The 14,114-nt window shown below is 56.7% G+C and carries 13 protein-coding genes and 1 pseudogene; 7 read left to right on the top strand and 7 right to left on the bottom strand.

The genetic code is table 11. The features are described 5' to 3' along the window. Positions 1-102 precede the first annotated feature (102 nt). Positions 103-666, top strand: coding sequence for a methyltransferase (locus tag FA92_RS06525; RefSeq protein ID WP_033782788.1), 564 nt, complete (start codon positions 103-105; stop codon positions 664-666). On the opposite strand, the gene FA92_RS06520 is transcribed toward FA92_RS06525, so the two are convergent. Then, complete coding sequence (locus tag FA92_RS06520) at positions 654-1,379, bottom strand: glutamine amidotransferase (RefSeq protein ID WP_033782786.1); 726 nt, start codon at positions 1,377-1,379, stop codon at positions 654-656. The genes FA92_RS06525 and FA92_RS06520 overlap by 13 nt on opposite strands. 172 nt (positions 1,380-1,551) lie before the next feature. On the opposite strand from FA92_RS06520, the gene FA92_RS06515 reads away from it, so the two are divergent. Next, the gene (locus tag FA92_RS06515) at positions 1,552-2,436 is read left to right on the top strand and encodes an EamA family transporter (protein WP_013357563.1); all 885 of its coding nucleotides are present in this window, start codon (positions 1,552-1,554) and stop codon (positions 2,434-2,436) included. 46 nt (positions 2,437-2,482) lie between these two features. Next, complete coding sequence (locus FA92_RS06510) at positions 2,483-3,862, top strand: CoA transferase (RefSeq protein ID WP_033782784.1); 1,380 nt, start codon at positions 2,483-2,485, stop codon at positions 3,860-3,862. 1 nt (position 3,863) lies between these two features. Here the strand turns inward: FA92_RS06510 and FA92_RS22510 are convergent. The 5 genes and pseudogenes from FA92_RS22510 to ghrA all read right to left on the bottom strand — a co-directional run. Beyond that, positions 3,864-4,031, bottom strand: a pseudogene (locus FA92_RS22510) (molecular chaperone); the annotation flags it as partial. A gap of 34 nt (positions 4,032-4,065) precedes the next feature. After that, entirely contained in the window at positions 4,066-4,425 is a 360-nt protein-coding gene (locus FA92_RS06505; protein WP_033784552.1) for a hypothetical protein, read from the bottom strand. Between the two features lie 671 nt (positions 4,426-5,096). Next, a complete protein-coding gene (locus FA92_RS06500; RefSeq protein WP_033782783.1) occupies positions 5,097-5,663 on the bottom strand; it encodes a molecular chaperone in 567 nt (188 codons plus the stop codon). 28 nt (positions 5,664-5,691) lie between these two features. Beyond that, complete coding sequence (locus FA92_RS06495) at positions 5,692-6,429, bottom strand: phosphatase (RefSeq protein ID WP_033732325.1); 738 nt, start codon at positions 6,427-6,429, stop codon at positions 5,692-5,694. Positions 6,430-6,468: 39 nt separating this feature from the next. Further along, a complete protein-coding gene (ghrA, locus tag FA92_RS06490) occupies positions 6,469-7,410 on the bottom strand; it encodes a glyoxylate/hydroxypyruvate reductase GhrA (protein WP_033782782.1) in 942 nt (313 codons plus the stop codon). Between the two features lie 210 nt (positions 7,411-7,620). Here ghrA and treA point away from each other — a divergent pair, with 210 nt between their 5' ends. Together treA and FA92_RS06480 are read left to right on the top strand one after the other, a co-directional pair. Next, positions 7,621-9,306, top strand: coding sequence for an alpha,alpha-trehalase TreA (treA, locus tag FA92_RS06485; protein ID WP_033782781.1), 1,686 nt, complete (start codon positions 7,621-7,623; stop codon positions 9,304-9,306). Between the two features lie 191 nt (positions 9,307-9,497). Continuing rightward, the gene (locus FA92_RS06480; protein WP_033782780.1) at positions 9,498-11,597 is read left to right on the top strand and encodes a TonB-dependent siderophore receptor; all 2,100 of its coding nucleotides are present in this window, start codon (positions 9,498-9,500) and stop codon (positions 11,595-11,597) included. A 66-nt stretch (positions 11,598-11,663) separates the two neighbouring features. Here FA92_RS06480 and FA92_RS06475 read toward each other — a convergent pair whose 3' ends face one another. Continuing rightward, positions 11,664-11,912, bottom strand: coding sequence for a GlsB/YeaQ/YmgE family stress response membrane protein (locus FA92_RS06475; protein ID WP_013357556.1), 249 nt, complete (start codon positions 11,910-11,912; stop codon positions 11,664-11,666). A gap of 209 nt (positions 11,913-12,121) precedes the next feature. Between FA92_RS06475 and FA92_RS06470 the strand changes: the two genes are divergently transcribed. Together FA92_RS06470 and FA92_RS06465 are read left to right on the top strand one after the other, a co-directional pair. After that, positions 12,122-12,856 (top strand): flagellar brake protein, encoded by a 735-nt coding sequence (locus FA92_RS06470; RefSeq protein WP_033782778.1) that lies wholly within the window; start codon positions 12,122-12,124, stop codon positions 12,854-12,856. 96 nt (positions 12,857-12,952) lie between these two features. Beyond that, positions 12,953-14,083, top strand: a complete 1,131-nt coding sequence (locus FA92_RS06465) for a mechanosensitive ion channel family protein (RefSeq protein WP_033782776.1) — start codon at positions 12,953-12,955, stop codon at positions 14,081-14,083. Positions 14,084-14,114: the final 31 nt, after the last annotated feature.

Here is a 14,114-nt window from a genome sequence, read left to right as displayed (position 1 = left end):
GCTTAGAGAAAATTCCGACTTTTACCCGAAAGCGTAGTCAGAGAGAAACTTGTGCGGCACAAAGGGGGTCAACCTGAGGATGAATTCATTCCGGAGATAAGCATGCTGGCTTCAGCTTTTACCCAGATGCGCGCTAAAGCCAATTTCGTGCATCAGTTTATACGCAATCCGCGCAAGATGGGCAGCATTACCCCCTCGTCAGAGGCGTTGTGCCGGACGATGATTACGTCGGTGAAATGGCCTGAAGCGGCGCGCATAGCGGAACTTGGCGCGGGTGATGGCGTACTGACCCGACAGATACTGGCACAGATGGCACCCGACTCAACACTGGATGCCTTTGAAATCTGCACTACGCTGGCAGACAAGCTAACCGCACTGGAGGACCCGCGCATGACCGTGCGCACCTGTTCTGCGGAGTATCTGAACGGCAACTATGACGTGATCTTCTCCGGCCTGCCGCTGCTCTCATTACCGCCCGAACTGCGTGAAGCCATTCTGCGAGCGGTCTATAACGCCCTTGGCCCGGACGGTGTTTTTGTGCAGTTCCAGTACACCTCACTGACCCAGCCCGATCTGTCGCGTTACTTCACCTGGGAGCGCCAGCGGGTGCTGAAAAACGTGCCACCCGCGTGGGTCTATCGCTGCACGCGTCACTACGCGCCCTGAGCACGCTCCACTGCCGGGCGCGTCTGTTGCCAGAACGTCACCAGCAACTCGCGCGCCCAGTCTTTGCCCTCAATCTCGTTAGCCCCATCCTCTGTGCAGCCCGGCGGCGTACAGACACTCATAATGTGCCGTGAAAATTCGGGATGGAACTGTACCGAGAGTGCCTGCGGTGAATAACGCACAATCTGACAGCCATCGCGCGCAGAAGCGGCCAGCACCTGCGCCCCGGACGGCGCACTGACGACCGACTGACGATGCGACAACCAGACGCTGAAGTCGGCGGGCAGCTTCTGCAGCAGCGGATCGCGCTGGGTCTGATCGGAGCAGCGAATGGGTAACAGACCGCGTTCCCAGCCGTTGGGATTGTCTGCCACCTCACCGCCCAGCGCATACGCCATCAGCTGATGGCCGTAACAGACACCGAGCAGCGGCAGACCCTGATCAATCGCCGCTCTGACCCAGGCGGCGCTGCGCTCACTCCAGTCGGCGTGATCGGTGACCATCGCCCATGAACCGCTGAGGATCGCGCCGGAAATCTGATCAAAATCGGGTAAGGCTTCGCCCAGATGAGGCCGCACAATCAGGTACTCATCGGGTTGCAGATTCAGCGCATCAATAAACCAGCGCGGCTGTTCACCAATCTCTGAAACGACGTTTGCGGGTGGGACTTCAAGCTGAATCAACGCAAGGGGTAAGGCGGACGTATAGGTCATACCGAATCGGTTCCTTTAAGAAGTCGTTTCAAATCAGTCTGCCAGCATCACGCCCGAAAGTCTCATCGGGCTGCACCGCAATTGCAGAAAATTTCTCACTGCGATTGGCTGGAGTGCCGCAGTTCGTGCCATCATTAGCGAGCTAAGCAAAAATCATCGAAAGGATATTATCGTGGCTGTGCGGCATTTTTTTCTGATTCTGATGGTGGTTTCCATCTGGGCCTTCAACAACGTGGCGGTGAAATGGGGGCTGCTGGAGTTGCCGCCGCTGTTTCTGACGTTTATGCGCTTTGTGGTCGTCGCCATCGTGCTGGTGCCGTTCTGCCGTATTAACCGTCAGCAGTTGCCCTGGCTGCTGTTGCTGGCTTTTACCTTCGGCTTTATGCACTTCTCGCTGCTGTTTGTCGGCCTGCGTTACACCGATGCCGGTACCGGCGCGATTGTGGTACAGCTGGGCACGCCGATTGCGATGTTGCTGGCAATGGTGGTGCTGAAAGAGAAGCTAAAGCTGGTGCAGCTGCTGGGCATTATGATTTCGCTGAGCGGCGTGGTGGTGCTCTCTGGCAGTCCGACGATTCCCTCGTGGTGGGTGCTCTGTCTGCTGTTGTGCAGCGCCACCGGCTGGGCCGTCAGTAACCTGATAGTGAAAAAGTCGCCGCCGATTAAACCGCTGACCATGACCGGCTGGATTGCGTTTCTGGCGATTCCCATCGTGGGCGGCTCCAGTCTGGTGATGGAATCCCATCAGCTCTATGCGCTGCAGCATGCGGGCTGGCGCGGCTGGTTTGCCATTCTTTATAGCGCCATCGCCTCATCGATTGTGGCCTATACGCTGTGGTATATGCTGCTGAAGAAATATAACGTCAATCTGATCATGCCCTACTCGCTGCTGACGCCGGTTTTATCGGTGGTGATGGGGATTATCGTGCTGGGTGACAGCCTCAACAGCTTCAAGATTATCGGCGCCTCGCTGGTGATCCTGGGCACGGCTATCGCGGTGCTCAACCTGCGTAACCTGCGGATGCATGCGCGCTTCCCGCGCCTGCGGCGGCGTTAATCCTGCGTGCTATGCTTGAGAAATCTCCCCTCTCAGGATGCACAATATGGACTCACAGCTTGCCGCCGCGCTCTGGCAGCAGATGCAGCAGGGATTGCGGGGTCGCGATGACGCCTTGCCTCTTCCTGCCTTCCTTGAGCGCGCCACCTTCGCTTCTGCTTTTGCCGTCAGTGAACTGGCGGCCACCAGCATCGGTCTGGCAACCCAGGCCACCGCCGCACTGATCGCCGCCTCCCACCCTGAATATCTCTCTCCACCCGTCGCTGTCAATGTGCGCCTGGCGTCGCGCTGGTTTCAGCAGAGCTTTATCCCGCTGAACCGTGCTGCGCCCGCGATGTGGGATGCGTTTGCCGGTGACTATCGCAGCCGCGATGGCTGGATCCGCCTGCACACCAACGCCGCGCATCACCGGCTGGCGATGGAACAGGTGCTGGGCGCGCACGCCGATCGCGCGGCGCTGGCACAGCAGGTGCAACAGTGGCAGGCCAGCGAACTGGAGCAGGCGATTATTGATGCCGGTGGCTGCGCCGCTGAAATGCGCAGCGCCGCCGCCTGGCAGCTGCATCCCCAGGGCCAGGCCGTGCAGCATGAGCCGCTGTTTAGCTGGAAAACAACACTCGCGGCACCCGCTCCGGCGTGGCCGCTGGCCGAAGCGCGCCCGTTACTGGGCATCAGGGTACTGGATCTGACACGGATTATTGCCGGGCCGGTCGCCACGCGCTTTCTGGCCAGCCTGGGGGCCAGTGTGCTGCGCATCGATCCGCCAGGCTGGCAGGAGCCGACGCTGGATGAGGAGATGAGCTGCGGCAAACGTCGGGCGGTGCTCGACCTGACACAACCCGCCGATCGCGAGCAGTTTATCCATCTGCTGCGTGAAGCGGACGTGCTGGTGCATGGCTACCGGGCGGATGCGCTGGAACGGCTGGGGTTTGATGCAGAGACCCTTCAGTCACTTTCGCCCGGACTGGTCGATGCCGGTCTGAATGCCTGGGGCTGGCAGGGGCCGTGGCGCAACCGCCGGGGCTTTGACAGTCTGGTGCAGATGGGATGCGGCATTGCCGAACGGGGCATGCAGTGGCAGCAGAGCGACAAACCGGTTCCGCTGCCGGTACAGGCGCTGGACCATGCTACCGGCTATCTGCTGGCGGCCGCGGTGCTGGAAGGATTACGGCGACGCGTGACGCAAGGAGATGGCAGCCAGGTGCGGCTGTCGCTGGCACGCACCGCGTGGCTGTTGCAGCAGCATCCCACCGGGCAGTGCTCGGGTTCCGGCATTATGCCGCGGGTTAAAGACAACCTGCCCTGTTACGAGTTAACGCCGTGGGGGTTTGGGGTCAGGCTCAGGGCAGCCGCCTGGCTACCCGGCACCCCGCAGCTCTGCGCAACACCGGGCTGTGCGCCGGGTTCGCACCCGGCGAGGTGGTAAATCAGGCGTCTGGCGCTTCTTCGCTGCTCTCAAGCAGTTCGTTATACATCGCCTGAATTGCTTCGCGGCTCAGCATCGCCAGCGTGCGATAAAACGCCGTGGTTGCATGTGCTTCCACTTTACCCAGGAACGTTCCGCACCACGGCAGCAGGTACTCTTCAAACAGTGCCTTTTAAAGGCCATTGTTCAGGGTGGCTTTGGGCTTATTTAAGGTCATATGTTGCGTTATCGCCTGAACCATCACTGTAAACTTGCTTAAGATTTAGTTTTTTTCCATTAATACTATAAGTAATAGTTTCATCGGCTGGATCATTACGCCACCTTTCTGTGCTATCAGGGTTATTAGATGCCCAAATTACACGATCGCCTTCAAGTCGGCACTTTATAGCCCAACGTGTATTGTCTAATGATCGAATGTAATGTACGTATGCTACTCCATTAGCATCTACCTTATCCAACTTCATGATTTTATAATCACGTCCAAAACTCATTGCAGCGGTAGCTTTACATATCTGGCCTAACTGCGGATTCACATCTGCTTTCGCAGCCTGTGCTTCCTGCAGGAGGTTACTGTTTCCTGTAAGATGAAAATAAGCAGTAATTCCTGCAATGGCAATGAACAATACGTGACCTTTTTTCACAGGTTACCCTTTCCCAAAAGATAGATAGGAGTTATATCGGCATTATCTTCTGGTTCTTTAGTCACTCTTTTTTATGTACCCAACAATACTGCCAGAGAAATATATAAACAGCGCCAAGTCCAGCGTGGACCTGGCACCGTCAACTCGCCGATGTGCGCAGCAACCAAAATATACATGTAATAAAATAACTAAGCTTGTCATCAAACCGATAAATAGAATATCTTATTCATGCTGATCACTCACGCTACCCATTTACGAAATCCAGCATTCGCATTCGGCATAATCCAAATGCAGCCCTCACGCAACTTCATTTATTTATTCAACTATAAAAGTTACGTTAAGACTTAATTTTTACCTTATTTTCTCGACTGAACAATTCCGACACCGCTTAAAGAAATGAACTGCCGTAACCGACGAATAAGACTGGACCTGGAGCAGACTGTTGGCCCGAGTAGTTAATCTTTAAGCCGCCTGAATAAAGCTAATCCATAAGCAGCAGCAATATTACGCCTGACCAGTTAAATGCTTTCAGAACCCTGCCTTTAAGATGATTTAATTATGTGCGCCAGGTTCACACCCGGCGCAGTATTGAATCAGGCGTCTGGCGCTTCTTCGCTGCTCTCAAGCAGTTCGTTATACATCGCCTGAATTGCTTCGCGGCTCAGCATCGCCAGCGTGCGATAAAACGCCGTGGTTGCATGTGCTTCCACTTTACCCAGGAACGTTCCGCACCACGGCAGCAGGTACTCCTCAAACAGTGCCAGCTGCGCCGCGCTCTCATCTTCCGCTGACTGATCTTCCAGCCAGGATGCGGCCAGCAGCAGCACGCCAAAATGGTCAGCAGGCGCATCGCTCAGCGGCATGCCGCGTGAGGTTAAGAACGCACGTACTTCCGGCTCCGTTTTGCCTTCCGGCCACCGTGAGGCGTAAGGCGGCACATTACAGTCGCTGCCGACAAACAGCGCGTTGTAATCGGCGGCCAGCGCCTGCGGATCGCTGTTCTGTTGCAGACGCGTCAGCAGCTCATCCTGCTCCAGCGGCCACTGCGACTGCAGTTTGCCTTCACGCAGCAGCGTGAACAGTGGCACCAGCAGCGGGTCCTGCGGCTGACGATTAAACAGTGAGCCGATCACACGGCACAGAATGGAAAACTCATTCATGAGTCAGATTTCCTTGAGGCAAAATAAATTAAAAGTCAGCCAGTTCAGCAATATGTTTGCCGCTACGCATTTCCAGAAAGTCGAGCAGGCGACGCGGCGTGACATTTAACACCCGATCCTCGGGAAAATCTACTTCGCGGGCAATCCGCAGACAGTGATCGAAATGGCCCAGCGTAAACGCGGTGTGGGAATCGGAGCCGAATGCCAGCCGTCCACCCGCATCACGCACGGCAGCGGCGATAGCGCGGCAGTTAGGTTCACTACCCGGACGCGAGTGGGTAAATGAGGAGTTGTTCAGCTCCAGCGCCACGTCGTAGTGCGCTGCGGCCTCGGCAATCGCCGGGATATCAACCGGGAATTTCGGGTTGCCCGGATGGCTGATGATATGAACCAGCCCGCCCGCCATGGCGGCGATCATCGCGTCTGTGTGATGCTTTCTGTCACGCGGGGCATAAACCGGCTCGTGAAAACCGGCGACGATTAAATCCAGCGCATCGAGCATCGGGCCGGAACAGTCGATCTCACCCTGCTGGTTTTTAATGTTGGCTTCGATACCGCGCAGAATCCCTACGCCATCGATGACGCGCGGCCAGACGCGCATGTTAATGAAGTGCCAGTAGTGCGGCGCATCAGCCATGTCGGGGCCGTGGTCAGTAATGGCAAACAGCTTCATGCCGGTTTGTTTCGCCTGGGTCACGTAGTCGTGCAGCGTGCTGTAAGCATGCGTGCTGGCGATGGTGTGCATATGCAGATCTACCGGATACATCCTCTTCTCCTGCTGAGTGCCCCTGCCGGGGCCGGTTCATTAATAGCCGCGCTGACGATCTACCCTGCCCTGCGGCGGCTCGCCTGCCTGATCCTGGGTGATGGCGCGGGCGATGTAATCGATAGCTTCGTCGATCAAGGTTACCGCCGCATTATGAGGCGTGATCGTGACGCGCGGATGTGACCAGAGCGGATGCGCTTCGGGCAGCGGTTCAACCTGAAACACATCCAGCGCCGCCGCTTTCAGCTGACCGCTATTGAGCGCGGCCAGCAGATCCGCTTCCACCACCTGTGCGCCACGCGCGATGTTGAGGAAGAACGCGCCGTGCGGCAACTGCTCTAAAAAGGCGTGATCGATAAGATTTATGGTCTCGTGCGTGCTCGGCAGCAGGTTGATCACCACACGCGTCTCCTGCAAAAACGCAGGTAGCGCATCGCGTCCGGCATAGCTGGTCACGCCGTCGATGGCTTTTGGTGAACGGCTCCAGACGCGTAGCGGGAATCCCCAGGGTTTCAGGCTCTCTGCCACGCTCTGTCCCAGCACGCCCGCGCCCAGAATCCCGACGGTGAAGCTTTCACGCGGGTAAACAGGCAGCGGCTGCCAGCACTGTTGCTGCTGCTGAAGACGGTAGTCGTCAAAACGACGGAACCAGTTCAGTACGCTATGGACGGCATATTCCTGCATCTGGCGCGCCATCCCGGTATCTTCCAGCCGGTAGAGCGGCACGCTGTCGGGCAGCATCTCAGGGTGCTGCTGCAGCTGTTTCAGAATCTCGTCAACGCCTGCACCCAGCGCAAAGACGCCGCGCAGTGTGGCACGTCCCTGCAGCATCTCTGCGGGGGGTGAACGGACCAGCGCATAATCTGCTGGTCCGTTGTCGCCTGGTTGCCAGGCACGCACACGCGCATGTGGCAGACGCTGTTGCAAACCGTTAATCCAGGCCGCTGCAGACTGCGACGGGTGATACCAGATGATCTCCATCCTGCTCTCCTTTTTTTCTTTCAGCGTCGGGGAAAAGTGAGGTGAGAGCAAGAAAAAACCCGCGTGAAAAAGCGGTTTTTTCCATAAAAATAATTCCCGTGGCTTCACATTTCCGGCTCGCTTCAGGGTGAAGTGGGCAGATAAGGTCTAAAGTTGGTCCTGTGGTCAATGCGTTACGCGCGGCCGCATTTCGGACAAGGAGAAAAACCGATGACAAAAATTGAGGTAAACGCCGACTCACGGCGTCAGCGTTATGCGCCCTTTCTGCTCACGTTGCTGCTGAGCGTACCTGCTTTCACCGCCCATGCCGACGACAACAGCCGCATGCTGAATAATCAGCCGCAGCCGCCGGACGTTCGTTTAGGGCCGCTGTTTAATGCCGTGCAGCAGGCGAAGTTCTATCCCGATCAGAAGACCTTTGCCGATGCGGTGCCGAAATTTGATCCCGCTTCGATTCTTGCCGACTGGCAGATGCAGAAGAAACAGCGCAATTTCGATCTCAAACGTTTTGTTGACGCTAACTTTACCCTGCCAGCTGCGGGCGACAAATATGTGCCGCCCGCCGGACAAAATCTGCGTGAGCACATTGATGGCCTGTGGCCGGTGCTGACGCGCACCACCAGCAGCGCCGGTCAGTATGACTCGCTGCTGCCGTTGCCTAAGCCCTATGTGGTGCCGGGCGGGCGTTTCCGCGAAGTCTATTACTGGGACAGCTACTTCACCATGCTGGGGCTGGCCGAGAGCGGACACTGGGATAAAGTCCAGGATATGACGGATAACTTCGCCTCGCTGCTTGACCGTTATGGCCACATCCCCAACGGCAACCGCAGCTACTACCTGAGCCGTTCACAGCCGCCGTTCTTCAGCCTGATGGTCGACCTGCTGGCGACGCACGATGACGGCAAAGCTTATACCCACTATCTGCCGCAGTTGCAGAAAGAGTACGACTACTGGATGGCCGACAGCGATAACGTCGCGGCGGGCGCAGCCAGCAAGCGGGTGATTAAGCTGGCAGATGGCACCCTGCTCAACCGCTACTGGGATGCGCGCGATGTACCACGCACCGAATCCTGGATGGACGATATCGCCACCGCGCAGAAAGCGCCGCAGCGCAATAAAGCTGAACTCTATCGCGAGCTGCGTTCCGGTGCCGCATCGGGCTGGGATTTCAGCTCACGCTGGTTTACCGACGCGCACAACCTGTCGACAATCCGCACCACCCAGCTGGCGCCGGTTGACCTGAACAGCCTGCTGTTCCATCTGGAGCAGACCCTGTCGAAAGGCTACCAGATGAACAAACAGAGCGATCTGGCGAAGCAGTACGCCGATCGCGCGGAGAAGCGCCAGGCGGCGATCAACCGCTATCTGTGGGACAGTAAACAGAACTGGTATGCCGACTATGACTGGCAGAAAAAGCAGGTTCATCCGCAGCTGACGGCTGCCGCGCTGTTCCCGCTCTATCTGCAGGTCGCCAGCGACAAGCAGGCTGAAAGCACCGCCAGCGCAGTTGAGAAGCAGCTGCTGAAGCCCGGTGGTCTGGTAACCACCACCGTGAACAACGGCCAGCAGTGGGATGCACCAAATGGCTGGGCACCGCTGCAGTGGGTTGCCGTGGAAGGTCTGGAGCATTACAACCAGCCAAAACTGGCGAAAGAGGTAGGCTTACGCTTCCTGCAAAACGTCCAGACAACCTATGACCGTGAGCATAAGCTGGTGGAGAAATATGTCGTCGACGGCAAAAATCTCGGCGGCGGTGGCGGCGGTGAGTATCCGCTGCAGGACGGCTTTGGCTGGACCAACGGCGTCACGCTGAAACTGCTCGATAAGTACTGTCCGAAAGATAAGACCTGTAACAGCGCCCACGATATTCCGCAGGCATCTGCCTCACAACCTTAACCCTCTCTGGATACCTCTGGCCTCACCGGAGGTATCCGCACCCCTTTTCAGCGAATTTTACTTGACCTTCTTACGTCAACAGGCAAAATTGCAGCCAATTTACAAAAGGTAATAATTCTCATTATGATAATGAGATTACCTATTAACAACTTTACTCACCTGCCTTAATCTTTGCTATGAAAGGAACTCCGATGAAACTGTCACTGTCGCTGAGAGGGTATATTCGCCTCTGCACCCTGGCGCTGACCGCGCCTGCTCTGAGTTTCGCTGCCGATATGGTGGTGACTGCACAACCGCAGGAAGACTCGACTTCACCGACCCAGGGCTATCTGGCGACGACCAGCCAGGGCGCAACCAAAAGCGATCGTCCGCTGATCACCACGCCGCAGTCGATATCCGTGGTCACCCGCCAGCAGATGCAGGATCAGGGCGCGCTGACCCTGAACCAGGCACTCGGCTACAGCTCCGGCGTCTTCACCAACTTTGGCGGTGCCGCGACCCGTTACGACACCATTGCGCTGCGAGGCTTCCACGGCGGCGATGTCGATAACACCTTCCTCGACGGCATGCGGCTGATGAGCGACGGCGGCAGTTTCAACGTATTGCAGGTGGATAACGCCTTCCTTGAGCGCATCGACGTGATCAAAGGCCCCTCTTCTGCACTCTATGGTCAGACGGTGCCAGGCGGCCTGGTCAATATGGTGACCAAACGTCCGCAGTTCGCCGAGGAGGGGCACATCCAGCTGCAGGCAGGCAGTAATGCCACCACCGGCACGATGTTTGACTATACCAATGCGATCAACGACCAGTGGGCGTTTCGCCTGACCGGCGTGACCCGCAACAGTGATACGCAGTACGATCACACCCGCGAAGAGAAATATGCACTGATGCCGCAACTGATGTGGCAGCCGGATGAAGATACCCATCTGATCCTGAAAGCCTATCTGCAGAAAGATCCGTCAGGTGGTTATCACGGTTCCGTGCCGGGCGACGGCAGCCTCACCGAACACAACGGCTACAAGCTGAGCAATGGCTTTTATGAGGGCAACAGCGACCTCGATCAGTTCAAGCGTCGCGAGCAGATCTACAGCTTCGATTTCGCCCATCGCTTTAACGATGTCTGGTCATTCTCCTCAACCGGCAGCTACAGCCACTCCAATGTCGATCTCGATCAGGTCTATCAGATTGGCTGGGACAGCGTGAATCCCGATCTGCTGAACCGCTACTACTCTGGCGAGCGCTCGTCGCTCTCCGCCTGGTCCACGGATAACCGTTTACAGGCGGAGTTTGCCACGGGTGAGCTGGAGCACCGCGTCACGCTGGGTGCCGAGTATCATCGCTATAAAAATGAGATCAGCGCGGCGGGCGGTTCGGCTAACCAGCTCAATGCCCTGACCGGCGAACAGGTGGGCGACATGCCGGATTACACCTGGGCGGATAAAACCCGTCGCTACTACCAGACCGGCCTCTATCTGCAGGATGAGATGAAGCTGGATCGCTGGCATCTGGATCTCTCCGGCCGTTACGATCGCATCGTCGCCAATAATAGCGGCAGCGATCGCCGTCAGGATGATCACATCAGCGGACGCGCGGCACTGCTCTATGCCTTCGACAACGGTATCTCACCTTACGTGAGCTGGAGCCAGGCGATTACTCCGACCGCGCTCACCGATCCCAACAATAATCTGCTGAAGCCGACCACCGCCGAGCAGTATGAAGCCGGGGTGAAATATCAGCCCAATGGCACCCGCGATCTCTATAGCGTGGCGGTCTATGACCTGACGCAGAAAGATGTGGCGAACCGCAACGTGCTGACGGCGACCTATTCGCCCTCAGGCAAAGTTCACTCACAGGGTATCGAGCTTGAAGCGCGTAACCAGCTCACCCCGCGTCTGAGCACCGTGGCGAGCTATACGCTGAATCATCTGCGCTTCAAAGATTCGGTGGATGGCAACAGCGGACATACGCCATACGTCACCCCCAACAGCATGGCGGCACTCTGGGGTCACTATCAGTTTGATTACGGTCTGAGTGCAGGTGCAGGCGTGCGTTACATCGGCAAACAGTGGGCGGACAATGAAAACACCACGCGCGTGCCGTCGGTGACGCTGTTTGATGCGTCGGTGCGGGCCGATCTTGGCGTCTGGAACAGCAGCCTGAAAGGGGCCTGGGTTCAGGTCAACGCCAACAACCTGACCGATCGTACTTATGTGGCGGGCTGCTACGGCACAGGCTACTGCTACTGGGGTGCGGAACGCAGCGTGATGGCGACCGTTGGTTACGACTTCTGATTAAAAGTAAAAGATAAAAAAAGGGGACGAATCGCTTCGTCCCCTTTTTTGTTGAAACCGTTACGGTTAACTGCGTACTTTGCGGTATACGAACAGCACCACGATGGCACCGATAACAGCGACCACAAAGCTTCCGAAGTTAAACCCGTCGACGCGGCCGAAGCCAAACAGCGTACTGATCCAGCCACCCACTACGGCACCGATAATACCCAGAACGATAGTCAGAATGAAACCGCCACCGTCTTTACCCGGCATAATCCACTTCGCCAGAATACCCGCGATTAAGCCAAAGACGATCCAGGAAATAATACCCATCTGTTGCTCCTTCCTTTTTATGATTAAAGCGTGAACGCCTGATTTATCAAGCGGTTTACCGCGATAAGTATAGCCAGCTTTTTGAAAAACGCCTCACGGGTCACACTATTTTTTAAGAATTCACCGGCTAAAGCTTTTTTTTGCCGCGCCGATAACCGGGATGAGGCAAAAAAACAGCATCAATACAGTAACCCCTTGCGGAGCAGGACGTGAAAGAAGCCGACCAGGAACAATATTTAAAACGTGGCACGCTGGCGGTTCTGGGCGTAATGAAAGATCTGCTGCACCTGCAGACGCCACTACTGGTGCGCTTCGCGCGCGGGCAGTTTATCAGCCGGATGCTGGCTGCCGATGAAGATCGCCTGCTGTTTGACCTGGGCAGTAATAATCTGGATAACGAATACGCCCTGACCAGCGACGATCTCAGCATTACCGCTGAAACCTATGGCGCGAAGGTAGAGTTCAGCCTTGCCTCGCTGGAGAGGGTGGAGTTTGAAGGATTACCCGCCTTCAGCGCACCGTTGCCGGAGCTGCTGTGGCAGATTCAGCGACGTGAGTTTTTCCGCGTCTGCGCACCGCTGGAGCCGCAGTTCTGGTGTCATACCCTGTGGCCGGATGGCAGTAAAACGCGCCTGCGTTTACAGGATCTGTCACTGGGCGGCATCGGCGTGCTGGTGGATGAACCTCTGCCGGACGGGTTACAGAACGGCGACAGCTTCAATTCGTTCCGGGTCGAGCTGGGCGAGTATGGCATTTTTGACGTGCCGGTGAAGCTGCTGCACATTGGCGAGCGTTGCGTGGTGACCCGCAAGAATGAAACCCGCATTACGCCCCGACTGAGCTTTCGCTTTGCCACGCTGAACCCGGCGCAGGAGCGGCAGCTTCAGCAGATTATTTTTGCTCTTGAGCGACTGGCTCGCGATAAATCGACCCGTTTCCAGTAACGTCTTCAGGGATGCGCCACACCGGTGGGCCGCATCCAGGCTATGCTTCTTGCTTGTTTTCTTTTGAACCGGAACCCAGCAAGGAGACCCTCCCCAATGGAAAACTGGCTCTCTTCACGTCGTTTTCACGCCCTCTTTTTTAATCAGGAACTCTGGCTCAACAGCGCCATCGTGGTGGTTTCCACGCTGGTGATTTACTGGGTATTACGTACCCTGATTCGCTTTATCTCCAACCGGATTGCGCTTTACAGCGAACATCGTCATGTCCGCGCGACCGCGATTCTGGTGGAGATACTGCGCAGCACCAGCCAGACCCTGCTGCTGATCTTTTCACTGCTGATTGCCCTGAAGTTTGTGGACCTGCCCGAATCCTGGAGCGTGACCATCGCACACGGCTGGTTCCTGGCGCTGATCGTACAGCTCGCGCTGTGGATCGACTGCGGCATCCGGCTCTGGCTGAAAAGCCTGCTGCGCGACCCGCTGCACGTTCGGAATCCGGTGACGACGGTGATCCTCGGGATTCTGCTGCGGGTCGTGGTCTGGATCATGATGTTCCTGGCCATTCTGTCGAACATGGGCATCAACATTACCGCGCTGGTCGCCAGCCTGGGCGTTGGCGGTATCGCGATTGCGCTGGCGATTCAGACCGTGCTGAGCGATGTGTTTGCGTCGCTGGCGATAGGCTTCGATAAGCCGTTCGAGCATGGCGATTTTATTGTCTTTGGTGATATTGCCGGTTCCATTGAGCATATCGGCCTGAAAACTACCCGACTGCGCAGCCTGAGTGGTGAGCAGATCGTCTGCTCAAACACCATTCTATTGCAGCAGACCATCCACAACTACAAGCGTATGCAGCAGCGCCGCATCGTGTTTAAGTTTGGCATCAGCTATGCCACGCCTTCTGAGCAGGTGCGCCAGATCAGCCCGCTGGTGAAAGAGATTATCGAGGGCGTTGAGACCACCCGTTTTGACCGCGCCCACTTCCTGGCTTTTGAGGACTCAAAGCTGACCTTTGAAGTGGTCTATTTTGTGCTGGATGCGGATTACAACAAGTACATGGATATACAGCAGGAGATTAACCTGCAGCTCATGGCGGCTCTTGAAGAGCGCAATATCCGCTTCGCCTTCCCGATCCGTCAGGTTGAGTTCAGCGGGGGTAATCTGCCGCCGGTGGATCTGGTTGCCGTGGAAAGTGACGATGGCGAAGTGCGCAGAATGGCGCGCTAAGTCCATGCCCGCCCTCCTGTCCTGAAGAGTG

This window comes from Pantoea sp. 9140 (assembly GCF_000745295.1).
GTDB classification, from domain to species: domain Bacteria; phylum Pseudomonadota; class Gammaproteobacteria; order Enterobacterales; family Enterobacteriaceae; genus Pantoea; species Pantoea vagans.
The sequence above is the reverse complement of the archived record's forward strand: the minus strand, read 5'-3'. Positions and strand labels throughout refer to the sequence as shown.